Below are 14364 nucleotides of genomic sequence, written 5' to 3'. Positions count from 1 at the left end.
ATGTCTGATACTGATTCTAAAAACTTTAATGTAGATCTTGACAATTATAACGGCCCACTTGATGTGTTATTAGATTTGGCAAAAGCTCAAAAAGTTAACCTTGAGGATATTTCTATAACTTTACTGGCTGATCAATTTCACAATTATATTACTAATGAAAAAAATCTAAATCTAGAATCTGCATCAGAATACTTGTTGATGGCTACATGGTTAACTTATCTTAAATCAAAACTTTTATTGCCAGGAAATCCAGAAGAAGAATTTAAAGTTTTAGAAGTTGCTGAAAAATTAAAATTACAATTAAAAAAATTAGAATTGATTAGATTACTTTCTGACCAAATGTTACAAAGAAAAAGACTTGGTAGAGAAATAAGAACTAGAGGAATTAAAGGATATATACGATCTATATATAGTACTGAATATAAACTAAATCTTTACGAACTTTTAAAATCTTATTCCTCAATTATTATGACCAAAGATTTTCAAAGGATGAATATTCCTAAACTTCCAGTTTTTACCACTGAAGATGGCATCAAAAGAATCAAAGAATTCTTTGGTAATTTAATTGATTGGAGAAATATTAATGAACTAATACCTTCTTCATTTAAAAGTGGCTCAAAATATAAAACAACTGGTAAAGCAGGAATTTTTGCTGGTTCCTTAGAGTTGGTTAAAGAGGGCAATCTGACTATAAAGCAAGAAAACTTATTTGATGATATTTATATTAAAGAATTAAAATGACAAAAATAAAAAAAAAAACAAATAACAATATAGTTACTTTCCCATCAAAAATAAATGATGGTGAAAGAGAAGTTGAGGCAATAATTTTTGCTGCTGCTGAACCATTAGATATTGACACTATCGAATCTAAAATTTCAAAAAAAATTGATGTTTTAAAATCATTACAGAAATTACAAAAAGAATATTCATCAAGAGGAATTAATTTAGTTTGTATTTCTAATAAATGGTCTTTTAGAACTTCTGAAAATTTATCGAACCTTATGTCTCAGGAAAAAACTGTAGAAAAAAAATTGTCAAGAGCTGCAGTTGAAACATTAGCAATAATTGTTTATCACCAACCTGTTACTAGAGCTGAAATAGAAGAAATAAGAGGTGTTGCTTTTGGAACAAACACACTTGAGATTTTAATGGAGCTAAATTGGGTAAAACCACAAGGCCGTAAAGACGTACCCGGTAAACCAATTCAGTATGGAACAACTGATGATTTCTTAAGTCATTTTAGTCTTCAAAAATTGTCTGATTTACCTACAGTTGACGAATTGGGATCTGCCGGTCTTATTGATAGCTCAAATATTGATAATGCAATATTTGGTACTGGTAAATTTTACAAAGAGAAACAAGTTGAAAAAAAAGAGGATATTTATGAAAATATCGATGAGATGTTAGGTGGAACACTAAGTCCAGATGAAGAAAAGTAAAAAGTTACTTTAAAAATAAATTTAAAAGAGGTATAAAATATTATGAGCATCGGAATTTGGCAAATAGCAATCGTAGTTATTCTTGTTGTACTTTTATTTGGTAGAGGCAAGATATCTAGCTTAATGGGCGATGTAGCCAAAGGTATAAAAAGTTTTAAAAAAGGTATGGCTACAGACATTACAGACGAACCTGAGCCTAAAAATGTTTCAGAAAATAATCAAGATAGCAAAGACAAAGAATAGATTAAATGCCCACTATTGGCTGGTTTGAGATTTTAATAGTTGTTGCTGTTGCAATCATTGTTATTGGACCCAAGGACTTCCCCTATATGTTAAAAAAAGTTGGTTCGTGGATTGGAACCACAAAAAGATATATTAGCAATATACAAAATGAAGTAGCTGACCTTGATATCAATTCTAATGAAATAGAAAAACCCATAGAAGAAAAAAAAGATAATGACAAAATCTGAAAATGAAGGCGGTTTTGTAAGCCATCTAACTGAACTTAGAAAAAGATTAATTCATTCTTTTATTTTTTTATTCATTTTTTTTATTGGATGTTATTTTTTTTCAGAACATTTATATGGTTTTTTAGTTGAGCCTTTCGCTAAAGCAGTAAATGAAAGTGGAACTGATAGAAGGTTAATTTTTACAGCTTTACAGGAAACATTTTTAACATACTTAAAGGTTTCTTTTTTTGCAGCATTCTTTGTTACATGTCCCTATATATTGGTACAAATATGGAAATTTATTGCACCAGGACTCTATAAGCATGAAAAAATTGCAATTGTTCCTTATCTAGTTTTAACGCCTATATTATTTTTTCTAGGAGGCATGCTTGTTTATTATTTAATAATGCCGCTAGCTATTAAGTTTTTTCTCTCTTTTGAGAGTACAGGAGCTTCAACAGGATTACCCATTCAATTGGAAGCTAAAGTTAGCGAATATCTTTCTCTGGTTATGAAATTAATTTTTGCATTCGGTATAAGTTTTCAGTTGCCAGTTGTCCTTAGCTTATTAGCTAGAGTAGGTATTGTTGATGCTGAATTTCTTAGAAAAAAAAGAAAATATGTCGTTGTAATAATTTTTGCTGCAGCTGCACTATTAACACCACCTGATCCCATAACTCAAATTGGACTAGCAATACCATTATTGATTTTATATGAATTATCTATATTTTCTGTAAACATTATTGATAAGAAGAATAAAAAAAATGCATAATATTAAAGAAATTAGAAATGATGTTGAGACTTTTAAAAAAGCTTTGAATAAAAGATTTATAGAAATAGATGTGGATAAGATTTTATCATTGGATGAGAATAATAGAGAGTACATCCAACAAAGAGAATTACTTGAAAAAGAAAAAAAAGATATCTCAAAGTCTAAAGATCAATCACTTTTTGAAAAATCAAAAAAGATAACTGTTGAAATAGATAATATTAGTAAATTACAAGCTAGTGTTAAAAATGAATTGGAAACAATTTTGTCATCAATACCAAATATACCTCATCCAGACGTTCCTACAGGTAAAGATGAAAACTCAAATGTAGAAATTTCTAAATCAGGAACAATACCAAATTTTAAATTTAAACCTAAATCACATTATGAATTAGGTGAAGACTTAAACATGCTTGATTTTGATCTAGCAACGAAAACTACTGGTTCAAGATTTGTTTTTGTAAAAGATAAATTGGCCATGCTAGAAAGAGCTTTATCAAATTTTATGCTTGATACACATGTGAATACTAATGGTTATGAAGAAATATCCCCGCCACTAATTGCAACAGATGCTACTATGTATGGTACGGGACAATTACCTAAATTTGATAATGATCAGTTTGAACTTAAATTAGACGATTCTAGTGACAGAAAATTTTTAATTCCAACTGCTGAAGTTATTTTAACCAATATTGTAAAAGACCAAATTATTGATAAAAAAAAACTTCCAATGCGAATGGTTGCCTCAACACCCTGTTTTAGAAAAGAAGCAGGAAGTTATGGTAAAGATACTAAGGGAATGATTAGACAGCACCAATTTTACAAAGTTGAAATGGTGAGTATTGTTGAAATTGATAAGTGCTTACCTGAACTTGATAGAATGACTGATTGTGCAACTAAAATTTTAGATTTACTAAAACTTCCATACCGAAAAATTGTTTTATGTACTGGCGATATGGGTTTTAGTGCTGAAAAAACTTTTGATATTGAGGTGTGGCTTCCATCAGAAGATAAATATAGAGAAATCTCAAGTTGTTCTTCATGTGGATCATTTCAAGCTAGAAGAATGAAAGCCAGATATAAAAACGAAAAAAAAGAAACTGTGCTTGTTGGCACCTTAAACGGCAGTGGTTTAGCAGTTGGTAGAACATTAGTTGCCATATTAGAAAATTATCAACAAGAAGACGGGTCTATTCTAGTGCCAGAAGCTTTAAAGCCTTACATGAATAATATTGAAAAAATCGTTAAGATTTAAAGTTGTTTTAATTAGATAGATGTTGTAAGAATTCATTTTAATTAAGGAGAATTATGGATCAAGGAATAGGGCAATTTATACCACTAATTTTAATTTTTGTTATTTTTTACTTTTTTTTAATAAGACCTCAACAAAAGAAAGTTAAAGAGCATAAAGCCATGGTAGAAAACTTATCAAGAGGAGACAAGGTTGTCACTTCTGCTGGTATTATTGGGACAGTTGAAAGAATTATTGATAATGAAAAAGTTGAAGTGCAAATTGCTGACAACGTTAAAGTAGAAATTATCAAATCTACAGGTATTCAAGGATTACTTAACTCCCCTGAAGTAAAAAAATAACATTTTACTAAAGTGTTATACTTTTCTAAATTAAGAATTATCTTAGTTTCCTTAGTATCAATTTTTTTTATTTTTATTGCTGCATCAAATTTTCAAAACCCTGAAGACAGTTTTATTTCTAAAAAGATAAATCTAGGTTTAGATTTACAAGGCGGATCATATCTTTTGCTTGAAATTGATAATGAACCCGTTGAAATTCAAAAATTACAAAATACAACAACTGTTATTAGAAATTTTTTAAAAGATAAGAAAATATCTTTTAATGATCTAAGAATTGAAGATAAAAAAATAATATTCATTATACCCAATGATAATATTGAGTTGGTTCAATCTTTTTTTCTTGATAAAGAAAGTGATATTAACCCTTATTATTTTCAATATAAATCACATCAGTTTGATGTAAATATTCAAAATAATGAATTTACGCTAACTCTATCAAAATATGGACTTATTGAAATTAAAACATCTTCACAAGATCAAGCTATAGAAATAGTTAGAAGAAGAGTTGATGAAGTTGGTACAAATGAACCTAATATACTGAAAAGAGGTAATAATAGAATTCTAGTTGAGCTTCCTGGTCTTGATGATCCCATGCGTATCAAGTCACTTTTAGGAAAAACTGCAAATTTAACATTTAGATTTGTAACTCAAAATAATAATGACACTTTTGGTACTGAAATGCTTCAATTTGAAGATGGAACTAGCGAAGCAATGGTTAGCAAAAGAATAATCTTAAATGGTGAGAATTTATTGGATGCTCAACCACAAATGAATAATCAAACCAACGAAACAGTAGTATCATTTACACTTGATAGAGTGGGGGCAAAAAGATTTGGTAAAGCAACCAGTACAGGAATTGGCAAACAATTAGCAATAGTTTTAGATGGTAAAATTGTTAGTGCTCCAGTAATAAGAGATACTATAGCAAGTGGAAATGGTCAGATCAGTGGAAATTTTACATTTCAATCTGCAACAGACTTGGCATTACTTCTAAGATCAGGAGCGTTACCAGCTCCACTTAACATTATTGAAGAAAGAACAGTTGGACCTGACCTTGGTCAAGATTCAATTAATGCAGGAGTTATAGCCCTTATGATTGGTTTCTTATTAGTGATAATTTTTATGTTTGTTAAATATAGAATTTTTGGTCTAATTGCTAACATAACACTATTAATTAACTTATTTTTTTTAGTCGGTATTTTAACTTTATTTGAAGCAACATTAACACTTCCTGGAATAGCAGGTATCATTTTAACGGTTGGTATGGCAGTTGACGCTAACGTATTAATTTTTGAAAGAATTAAAGAAGAATGCAAGAAAGAAAAAAATAATATTATAGCTTTTGATACAGGTTATGTGAAATCAAAAACTGCAATTATAGACGCAAATATAACCACATTAATTGCAGCTGTAATCTTATTCTTTATGGGCTCTGGACCTGTTAAAGGTTTCTCTGTGACTTTAGCTGTAGGAATTTTTACAACACTGTTTTCAGTTTATTTTATTGCAAGAATGCTTACGGGTCTTTATGTCGTAAGAAATAAAGAAAAGACTGAACTAATATAATGATTAATTTTAATAAATTTTATAAACTATTTAATCTAATCTCTTTAAGTTTAGTTGTTGCATCTGTTCTATTATTATTTTTTAAAGGACTTAATTTTGGCGTAGATTTTAAAGGTGGAACTTTAATAGAACTAAGGTCTAACGATAAAAATATTAACGTTACTTCTTTAAGGCAATCTTTTAACAAAATGAATTTAGGAGATTTTAATATTAAAAAATTTGGCAATGAAAATGATTTTTTAATAAAAATAGAGAAAAAAGATACAAGTGCAAACGCTATAGAAGTTATAAAAAAAGATTTAACATCTTCATTGGGGAGTTCTTTTAATTTCAGAAGAGTTGAAAATGTAGGTCCAAAAGTTAGTTCTGAATTATTAAAGTCTGGTATTATTGCAATTGCATTGTCTCTAGCTGCAATGTTATTTTACATATGGATAAGATTTGAATGGCAATTTAGCTTAGGTGCTATTTTAGCTCTATTTCATGATGTCATTATAACACTTGGTCTTTTTTCATTATTTAGTTTGGAAATAAATCTATCAATAGTTGCCGCCGTTTTAACTATAGTTGGTTATTCAATGAACGATACTGTTGTCATTTATGACAGAGTTAGAGAAAATTTAAGAAAGTTTTCTGATATCAAGATTTATGAACTTACAAATATCTCAATCAATGAAACACTTTCTAGAACTATAATTACATCAGCCACAACATTGCTTGCTTTAGTTTCAATTTATTTATTTGGTGGAGAAATATTAAAAGGTTTTTCTCTAGCTATGATAATGGGTGTTGTATTTGGAACTTATTCTTCAATTTATATAGCTAATCCTATACTTGTGAAACTTAGAGTTTCCCAAAAAACAATCCTAAAAGAAGATACAGAATAGATCTAATAAAGATTTTGAGCTGCTACCATTGAAAGTAACATTGGTAACGATAAAAGAGTATTTGTTCTTGAAAACAACATTGCTGTCCTTGCTGATTTTGCTTTAACATCAGGTTCGCACTCAACAATACCTAGTGCTCTTTTTTGATTTGGCCAAATTATAAACCAAACATTAAAAGCCATGTATAAGCCAAGCCACATTCCAATACCAATAGCTGTACTTTTTCCACCACCACCTAAAGTCATAGCATCATGTAAATAACCATTTAAATAAGCTAAAATCAATCCAGACAATACTGTTAGTAAAGCTGCCCATCTAAAATAAAACAAAGCTGCTGGCGCAATAACTTTACCTATAGCAGGTTTTTGTTCGTCAGGAATTTTAGGCATGTTTGGAATTTGAACAAAGTTAAAATACCAAAGAAGTCCAATCCACATAATAGCAACCGTTACGTGAATAAATCTTGTTAACCAACTCCAAAAAATTGTATCAAAATCAAAACCACCATTACCATAAAATAATCCTAGAAAAAGGATAATAGCTAAAGCTAATGATGCATGAATTGTCTTTGGAAGAGATGATAGTAAATTACCCATAATTAGAATCACTTATACACTAATTTTTTAAATCTTTAACTTCTTTTTAAATTTTTCTTCCAGCATAGGTTTTAAGAATTCCCCAGTATAACTACCTTTTATTTTTATAATATCCTCAGGTTTGCCTTCTGCGATAATATTTCCTCCTTTGACACCACCCTCAGGACCCATATCAACAATATAATCAGCTGTTTTAATTACATCTAAATTATGCTCAATAACAACAACAGTATTTCCTAGAGCCACAAACGTATGTAGTATTTCTAATAATTTTTTAATATCATGTTGGTGAAGTCCAGTAGTTGGTTCATCTAAAATATACATAGTTCTTCCTGTAGATCTTTTCGATAGTTCCTTGGCCAACTTAATACGCTGAGCCTCTCCACCAGATAATGTTGTAGCCTGTTGTCCAATCTTTATATAACCAAGTCCAACTTTTTTTAATGTTAATAGTTTGGTTTTTATATTTGAAATATTTTCAAAGTATTCACATCCTTCATCAACAGACATATTTAATACATCGGCTATACTTTTATCCTTAAACTTTATTTCAAGAGTTTCTCTATTATACCTAGTTCCCTTACATTCATCACATTGTATATAAACATCAGGTAAAAAATGCATCTCGTATGTAATTACTCCATCGCCCTCACAAGCTTCACATCTTCCACCTTTAACATTAAATGAAAATCTTCCAGGTTTATATCCTCTTGTTTTTGACTCAGGTAGTGCCGTAAACCAATCTCTAATAGGCCCAAAGGCTCCAGTATAGGTTGCTGGATTTGATCTTGGTGTTCTCCCAATTGGTGATTGATCTATATCAATTATCTTATCTATAAGCTCAACACCCTTATAACCTTTAAACGCTTTTGGAACTTTTCTAGCTTTGTTATTTAAGGTTAAATTTAATGCATGATATAATGTTTGCAATATTAATGTAGATTTACCACTGCCAGAAACTCCAGTCACGCATGTAAAGCTTCCTGTTGGAATTTTAAGATTAACGTTATTCAAATTATTTCCACTAGCTCCATTAATTTCTACAAATCTACCATTCTTAGCAAGTCTTCTAGTTCTTGGAATTTCTATATATTTTTTATGAGATAGGTATTGACCAGTGATACTATTTTTATTTTTAAGTATCTCGTTATAAGTTCCTTGTGCAATGATCTCACCACCGTTAGTACCAGCTTCTGGTCCTAAATCTATTATGTGGTCAGCATTTTCCATAGTTTCAGTGTCATGCTCAACAACGATTACTGTGTTTCCAAGATCTCTTAGTCTTTTCAATGCATTAATTAGTTTAATATTATCTTTTTGGTGCAAACCTATAGAAGGTTCGTCAAGAACATATAATACTCCTGTCAATCCTGAACCAATTTGTGAAGCAAGCCTAATTCTTTGTGCCTCTCCACCGGAAAGAGTCCCTGACTCTCTTGATAAAGTTAAGTACTCAAGTCCAACATTTAAAAGAAACGTTAACCTCTCATTAATTTCTTTTAAGATATGTTCTGCTATTTTAAATTGTCTTTTATCAAGATTTTGTTCCAACCCTTTAAACCAGTTAGCAGCATCTAAAATAGATTTTTTTGTAACATCGCTTATATTTTGATTATCAATTTTAACACATAAAGCTTCCTCTTTTAGTCTATTACCATTACAACCTTCACATGCAGAGTCTGATTGATATTCTGCTATAGCTTCTCTCTTCCACTCACTGTCAGATTCAAGAAATCTTCTTTCAAGATTGTTTATGACACCTTCAAAAGTTTTTTTATGAGAGTATTTTTCATATCCATCATCATAGACAAATTTTATTTCTTCTTCGTCTGATCCAAATAAAATCACATCTTTAAATTTTTTGGGTAATTTTTTCCATTTTTCATCTAAAGAAAATCCATAGTGCTTAGCAATAGAGGCTAATGTTTGAGCATAATATAGTGTGGTTGATTTAGCCCACGGTTCTATAGCACCATCAGCTATACTTTTTTTTTCATCAGGAACTACTAAATTTGGATCTACATTTAATTTAATCCCAATACCCTCACATTCAGCACAAGCCCCATATGGACTATTAAAAGAAAAAAGTCTTGGTTCAATTTCTTCGATTGTAAAACCACTTTCTGGACATGCAAATTTTGTTGAGTAAATTAATTTTTCAATTTTTCTAAATTTTTGAGGTAAAGTTTCGTCTTCGTACTCAACAAATACAAGACCATTTGATAAATTTACAGCTGTTTCAATACTTTCAGCTAAACGATTTCCTAGATTTGAGTTCAAAACAATTCTGTCAATTAAAACAGATATATCATGCTTAAGTTTTTTATCTAATTCAGGTGCTTTATCTATGTCATAAAGAATCTCATCAATTTTAATTTTTCTAAAGCCTCTTCTTTTATAGCTTAAAATATCTTTTCTATATTCACCTTTACGGCCACGGACCACTGGCGCATATATATAAATTGTAGATTTTTTGGGAAGTTTTTTTATTAAATCGACAATCTGTGTAATTGTTTGTGATGTTATTGGTTTTCCAGTAAAGGGTGAATAGGGCACACCAGCTCTCGCATAGAGCACACGCATATAATCATAAATTTCTGTAACTGTAGCAACAGTTGATCTTGGGTTCTTTGATGTGTTTTTTTGTTCAATAGCTATTGCTGGACTCAATCCTTCAATAAGATCAACGTTAGGTTTTTTCATTTTATCTAAAAATTGACGAGCATAAGCAGATAAACTTTCAACATATCTTCTTTGTCCCTCTGCATAGATAGTGTCAAACGCTAATGAAGATTTTCCAGAACCGGAAAGTCCAGTAATAACAACAAATTGATCTTTGGGTATTTCTACAGAAACATTCTTTAAATTATGCTCCTTTGCACCCTTGATAACTATCTTTTTGATCATAATTTTAGTTGCTTTAAATTAATAAAATTAATATTGAGTTTATATTGTGATATAAAAACTAAATAATTAAATAAACACTTATAAAATATTATGGCTGGAAGTTTAAATAAAGTATTATTAATTGGGCGTTTAGGCGCAGACCCTGAAATTAAACAAATGGTAAACGGCAAAAGCGTTGCAAGATTGAGTTTAGCAACAAGTCAATCATGGAAAGACAAGACAACAGGTGAAAAAAAAGAAAAAACGGAGTGGCACCGAATAGTTGTATTCAATGATGGGTTAGTAAATGTTGTGCAGCAATATTTAAAAAAAGGAGCTCAAATTTATGTTGAAGGACAAATAACTACTAGAAAATGGAAAGATGAACAATCTGGACAAGACAAATATTCTACAGAAATTGTAATTCAAGGATATAACTCTTCACTAACAATGTTAGGTGGAGGAAATACAGGTGGTGGAATCCAAAATGATAACTCACAAGCACCTGCTAATAATTTTGAAGATAGTCCACAAACTTCAAATGATATGGATGACGAAATTCCATTTTAGTTTCTATGAAAGACACAGAAATACCTAAAGATAAAAATATTAAACTTATCTCAATGCATGATGAGATGAGTTCATCGTATTTGTCATATGCGATGAGTGTAATTGTGAGTAGAGCTCTTCCTGATGTTAGGGACGGACTTAAACCTGTTCATAGAAGAATATTATTTGCCATGTATAAAGGTGGTTACGATTGGTCAAAACAATTTAGAAAATCTGCAAGAATAGTTGGAGATGTTATTGGTAAATATCACCCACATGGAGATCAGTCTGTTTATGATGCTCTAGTTAGAATGGTTCAGGATTTTTCTATGAGTTTACCTCTTGTTCAGGGCCAAGGTAACTTTGGATCTATTGATGGAGATCCAGCTGCGGCTATGAGGTATACTGAGACTAGATTAGCTAAAGTTTCGCAATACTTAATAGACGATATTGAAAAGGATACCATCGAATACAAGAGTAACTACGATGAAACAGAAAAAGAACCATCAGTTTTACCCGCTCAATATCCCAATTTATTGGTTAATGGAGCTGGTGGTATAGCAGTTGGAATGGCAACAAGCATACCTCCACATAATTTAGGTGAAATCATTGATGGAACATTAGCCTTAATTGAAAATAAAGATATTAAGATTAAAGAATTAATGAAACACATTCCAGGTCCTGATTTTCCTACAGGTGGTGTCATCATTGGGAAAGAAATTATTAAGGCAGGATATAATGTAGGTCGTGGGTCATTTAAAATTAGAGGTGAAATAAGTGTTGAAGCACAAAAAAATGGTAGAGAAAGATTAGTTATTACTTCTGTACCTTATCAAGTAAATAAATCAGTTTTAAATGAAAGAATTGCCCAACTTGTTAGAGAGAAAAAAATTGAAGGAATAAAAGATATTAGGGATGAGTCTAATAGAGAAGGGATTAGAGTAGCAATTGATTTAAGAAATGGTGTTGAGCCAGAAACTATTAAGCGATTACTTTATAAAAATACTTCGATAGAAAGTTCTTTTGGTTTTAATACTTTAGCAATCGTTGATGGCAAACCTAAAATATGTAATTTAAAAGAGTTTTTAACAAATTTTTTAACGTTTCGTGAAGATGTTGTTATTAAGAAAACTAAATTTGACTTAAAAAAAGCAGAGGACAGAGCTCATATTTTGATTGGGTTATCTGTATCTGTTGAGAATTTAGATAAGATTATAAAAATTATACGGTCTTCAAAAACTCCTGATGATGCTAAAAAATCATTATTAAACACTAAGTGGAAAATTAATAAATCTTTAAAGTTAATTTCACTTGTCGAAGATAAGAAGGGGAAAAATTTATACTCATTATCTGACCCTCAAGTAATTGCTATTTTAGAACTTAGACTTCAAAAACTTACAGCTCTTGGTATTAATGAAATAGAAGTCGAAATTAAAAAATTAGCTGATTTAATTAAGGGATATAAGAAAATAATTAATTCCAAAAAAGAACTTTTAAACGTAATAAGTGAAGAGCTTAAAACTATTAAAGAAAAATTTGCTGTACCACGAAGAACTAAAATTATAGATGCTATTTTAAACTATGATATTGAAGAAACTATTCAAAAAGAGTCTGTTATTATTACAGTTACACTTCAGGGATATATTAAAAGAGGAGCATTAAGCAGCGTTAAACAACAAAAAAGAGGTGGCAAGGGTAAATCTGGGATTACAACGAGAGATGAAGATTCTGTAGTACAAACTTTATCAGTTAACACACACACTTCTGTTCTTTTCTTTTCGACAGAAGGACTTGTCTACAAAATTAAAGCTTGGAAGATACCTGAGGGATCAACTACATCAAAAGGTAAATCTCTATTTAATATCTTACCTTTAAAAAATCATCAATCAATCAGTTCAATTATGCCATTCCCTGATGATGAAAGTGATACGAAAAATCTTCAAATTGTTTTTGCAACTGCAAAGGGCAAGGTTAGAAAAAACAGTCTAGAAGACTTTTCTTCCATTAATTCAGCTGGAAAAATTGCAATAAAATTAGATCCCAATGATAAAATCGTAGGAGTTGAAATTTGTAAAGATGATCAAGATGTAATGCTAAGTACAAAAAATGGTAAATGCATTAGATTTGAATCAAAAAAACTAAGAATATTTAAGGGTAGATCCTCAAAAGGTATAAAGGGTATAGAGCTATCTCCTAATGATGAGATTGTTTCTCTTTCAATAACAAATAAAGAAAAAATAAAAAAAGATACTAAATCTGATGGAAGGTTTGTTTTATCAATTACAGAAAATGGATACGGCAAAAAAACTTTAAACAATGAATATAGAGTTACCAATAGAGGTGGTAAAGGCATAATTGGAATTGTTAACTCACCTAGAAATGGCAGTATATGTTCGTCATTTCCTGTTATAGAGGGAGATGATGTGATGATTTCAACAAATAAAGGTAGAGTGATTAGAGTTGCCGTTAAAGAAATCAGAACAGCGGGAAGAAATACTCAAGGTGTAAGAATTATCAAATTATCTGGTGATGAAAAAGTTGTTTCAGCAATAAAAATTGATGATAACTTGGAGTAATGAAAAAAGTTGCCGTATATCCTGGAACATTTGACCCAATTACCTTTGGTCATATTGATGTTATAAATAAAGCTTTAAAATTATTTGATAAAGTTATTATTGCTGCTTCTGATGGCGCTAATAAAAATTATCTTTTCAATTCACTTGAAAGAGTACAATTAATTAAAAAAGCCTTATTTGTTGATTTAAAGTTTGATAAAAAGAAGATTGAAGTTATTTCATTTACATCATTGACAACTGATTTATGCAAAAAATATAAATCTAATATTATTTTAAGAGGTTTAAGAGCAGTATCTGATTTCGAATATGAATTTCAACTAGCTGGAATGAATAGAAAATTGAACAATAATATAGAAACAATTTTTTTAATGTCTGATGTTGAAAATCAAATCATTTCATCAAGATTTGTTAAAGAAATAGTTAGACTAAAAGGTGATATCAAAAAATTTACTACAAAAAGTACAATAAAATCTTTAAAAGAAAAATATGAATAAACTTATAACAAAATTTTTAATTTTATTATTTATACTAACCAACAACACAATCGCAGAGGAGAATATTATGATTTTAAAGCTTAAAGATGGAGACGTTAAAATAGAACTTTTTGAAGATGTGGCACCTAATCATGTCAAAAGAATTAAGCAATTAGCAAAAGATGGTAAATACGATGGTGTTGTATTTCACAGAGTAATTGATGGCTTTATGGCGCAAACTGGTGATGTTCAGTTTGGTAACTCTTCTAATGATCAATTTGATTTAAGAAGAGCTGGAATGGGTGGCTCTGATTTACCTGATCTTAAAGAGGAATTTAGTGATTTACCTCATGAAAGAGGAACGCTATCTATGGCTAGATCACAAGATCCAAATAGTGCAAACAGCCAATTTTTTATATGTTTTAAAGAGGCGTCTTTTTTAGATAGACAATATACGGTATTTGGTAAAGTTATTGAAGGCATGGATCTTGTTGATAAAATCAAAAGAGGAGATCAAAACAATAACGGTTCTGTTTCTAACCCAGATAAGATCATTAGCTTTAAATAATTTTAGTTCACAA

At 30.1% G+C, this 14364-nt stretch carries 15 protein-coding genes; 13 read left to right on the top strand and 2 right to left on the bottom strand.

What is annotated here, in order from left to right; genetic code table 11:
* The 9 genes from AC5SL3_RS03370 to secF are packed head-to-tail and all read left to right on the top strand — an operon-like array spanning position 1 to position 6703.
* Positions 1-741 carry a segregation and condensation protein A gene (locus tag AC5SL3_RS03370; RefSeq protein WP_494577379.1) on the top strand — a complete coding sequence of 247 codons (741 nt, stop codon included), beginning with the start codon at positions 1-3 and terminating at the stop codon, positions 739-741.
* The gene (scpB, locus tag AC5SL3_RS03365; RefSeq protein ID WP_494577378.1) at positions 738-1439 is read left to right on the top strand and encodes an SMC-Scp complex subunit ScpB; all 702 of its coding nucleotides are present in this window, start codon (positions 738-740) and stop codon (positions 1437-1439) included. The genes AC5SL3_RS03370 and scpB overlap by 4 nt, the downstream gene beginning before the upstream one ends.
* Positions 1440-1481: 42 nt before the next feature.
* Entirely contained in the window at positions 1482-1682 is a 201-nt protein-coding gene (gene tatA, locus AC5SL3_RS03360; protein ID WP_006996943.1) for a twin-arginine translocase TatA/TatE family subunit, read from the top strand.
* A 5-nt stretch (positions 1683-1687) separates the two neighbouring features.
* Positions 1688-1909 carry a Sec-independent protein translocase protein TatB gene (tatB, locus tag AC5SL3_RS03355; protein ID WP_020169402.1) on the top strand — a complete coding sequence of 74 codons (222 nt, stop codon included), beginning with the start codon at positions 1688-1690 and terminating at the stop codon, positions 1907-1909.
* Positions 1896-2660: a twin-arginine translocase subunit TatC gene (gene tatC, locus AC5SL3_RS03350; protein WP_494578754.1), complete on the top strand. Its 765-nt coding sequence runs from the start codon at positions 1896-1898 to the stop codon at positions 2658-2660. Before tatB ends, tatC begins: the two co-directional genes overlap by 14 nt.
* On the top strand, positions 2653-3912 hold the full coding sequence (gene serS, locus AC5SL3_RS03345; protein ID WP_494577376.1) for a serine--tRNA ligase: 1260 nt from the start codon (positions 2653-2655) through the stop codon (positions 3910-3912). The genes tatC and serS overlap by 8 nt, the downstream gene beginning before the upstream one ends.
* Before the next feature lie 50 nt (positions 3913-3962).
* Positions 3963-4250: a preprotein translocase subunit YajC gene (gene yajC, locus AC5SL3_RS03340; protein ID WP_420887231.1), complete on the top strand. Its 288-nt coding sequence runs from the start codon at positions 3963-3965 to the stop codon at positions 4248-4250.
* A 12-nt stretch (positions 4251-4262) separates the two neighbouring features.
* The gene (gene secD, locus AC5SL3_RS03335; RefSeq protein ID WP_494578752.1) at positions 4263-5816 is read left to right on the top strand and encodes a protein translocase subunit SecD; all 1554 of its coding nucleotides are present in this window, start codon (positions 4263-4265) and stop codon (positions 5814-5816) included.
* Positions 5816-6703 (top strand): protein translocase subunit SecF, encoded by an 888-nt coding sequence (gene secF / locus AC5SL3_RS03330; RefSeq protein WP_020169406.1) that lies wholly within the window; start codon positions 5816-5818, stop codon positions 6701-6703. Before secD ends, secF begins: the two co-directional genes overlap by 1 nt.
* A gap of 2 nt (positions 6704-6705) precedes the next feature.
* On the opposite strand, the gene AC5SL3_RS03325 is transcribed toward secF, so the two are convergent.
* Together AC5SL3_RS03325 and uvrA are read right to left on the bottom strand one after the other, a co-directional pair.
* Complete coding sequence (locus AC5SL3_RS03325) at positions 6706-7299, bottom strand: urate hydroxylase PuuD (protein ID WP_020169407.1); 594 nt, start codon at positions 7297-7299, stop codon at positions 6706-6708.
* Positions 7300-7326: 27 nt separating this feature from the next.
* Positions 7327-10206 (bottom strand): excinuclease ABC subunit UvrA, encoded by a 2880-nt coding sequence (gene uvrA, locus AC5SL3_RS03320; protein WP_494578750.1) that lies wholly within the window; start codon positions 10204-10206, stop codon positions 7327-7329.
* Between the two features lie 90 nt (positions 10207-10296).
* Here uvrA and ssb point away from each other — a divergent pair, with 90 nt between their 5' ends.
* The 4 genes from ssb to AC5SL3_RS03300 are packed head-to-tail and all read left to right on the top strand — an operon-like array spanning position 10297 to position 14351.
* Positions 10297-10755, top strand: coding sequence for a single-stranded DNA-binding protein (gene ssb / locus AC5SL3_RS03315; protein ID WP_494577373.1), 459 nt, complete (start codon positions 10297-10299; stop codon positions 10753-10755).
* A 5-nt stretch (positions 10756-10760) separates the two neighbouring features.
* Positions 10761-13310, top strand: coding sequence for a DNA gyrase subunit A (gene gyrA / locus AC5SL3_RS03310; RefSeq protein ID WP_271486805.1), 2550 nt, complete (start codon positions 10761-10763; stop codon positions 13308-13310).
* Positions 13310-13804, top strand: coding sequence for a pantetheine-phosphate adenylyltransferase (gene coaD / locus AC5SL3_RS03305; RefSeq protein ID WP_011282085.1), 495 nt, complete (start codon positions 13310-13312; stop codon positions 13802-13804). Before gyrA ends, coaD begins: the two co-directional genes overlap by 1 nt.
* Entirely contained in the window at positions 13797-14351 is a 555-nt protein-coding gene (locus AC5SL3_RS03300; RefSeq protein ID WP_494577372.1) for a peptidylprolyl isomerase, read from the top strand. The genes coaD and AC5SL3_RS03300 overlap by 8 nt, the downstream gene beginning before the upstream one ends.
* The last annotated feature ends 13 nt before the right edge of the window (positions 14352-14364 follow it).

It is taken from the genome of Candidatus Pelagibacter sp. PS_34 (genome assembly GCF_059417845.1).
Note: the sequence above shows the minus strand (reverse complement) of the source record. Positions and strands in the feature narration are given on the sequence as shown.

Excerpts from the sequence above, each read along its gene's own strand:
- scpB (WP_494577378.1), top strand. The coding sequence starts at position 738 with ATGACAAAAATAAAAAAAAAAACAAATAACAATATAGTTACTTTCCCA.
- serS (WP_494577376.1), top strand. The coding sequence starts at position 2,653 with ATGCATAATATTAAAGAAATTAGAAATGATGTTGAGACTTTTAAAAAA.
- gyrA (WP_271486805.1), top strand. The coding sequence starts at position 10,761 with ATGAAAGACACAGAAATACCTAAAGATAAAAATATTAAACTTATCTCA.
- tatC (WP_494578754.1), top strand. The coding sequence starts at position 1,896 with ATGACAAAATCTGAAAATGAAGGCGGTTTTGTAAGCCATCTAACTGAA.
- tatB (WP_020169402.1), top strand. The coding sequence starts at position 1,688 with ATGCCCACTATTGGCTGGTTTGAGATTTTAATAGTTGTTGCTGTTGCA.
- secF (WP_020169406.1), top strand. The coding sequence starts at position 5,816 with ATGATTAATTTTAATAAATTTTATAAACTATTTAATCTAATCTCTTTA.
- AC5SL3_RS03300 (WP_494577372.1), top strand. The coding sequence starts at position 13,797 with ATGAATAAACTTATAACAAAATTTTTAATTTTATTATTTATACTAACC.
- coaD (WP_011282085.1), top strand. The coding sequence starts at position 13,310 with ATGAAAAAAGTTGCCGTATATCCTGGAACATTTGACCCAATTACCTTT.
- AC5SL3_RS03370 (WP_494577379.1), top strand. The coding sequence starts at position 1 with ATGTCTGATACTGATTCTAAAAACTTTAATGTAGATCTTGACAATTAT.
- tatA (WP_006996943.1), top strand. The coding sequence starts at position 1,482 with ATGAGCATCGGAATTTGGCAAATAGCAATCGTAGTTATTCTTGTTGTA.
- uvrA (WP_494578750.1), bottom strand. The coding sequence starts at position 10,206 with ATGATCAAAAAGATAGTTATCAAGGGTGCAAAGGAGCATAATTTAAAG.
- ssb (WP_494577373.1), top strand. The coding sequence starts at position 10,297 with ATGGCTGGAAGTTTAAATAAAGTATTATTAATTGGGCGTTTAGGCGCA.
- AC5SL3_RS03325 (WP_020169407.1), bottom strand. The coding sequence starts at position 7,299 with ATGGGTAATTTACTATCATCTCTTCCAAAGACAATTCATGCATCATTA.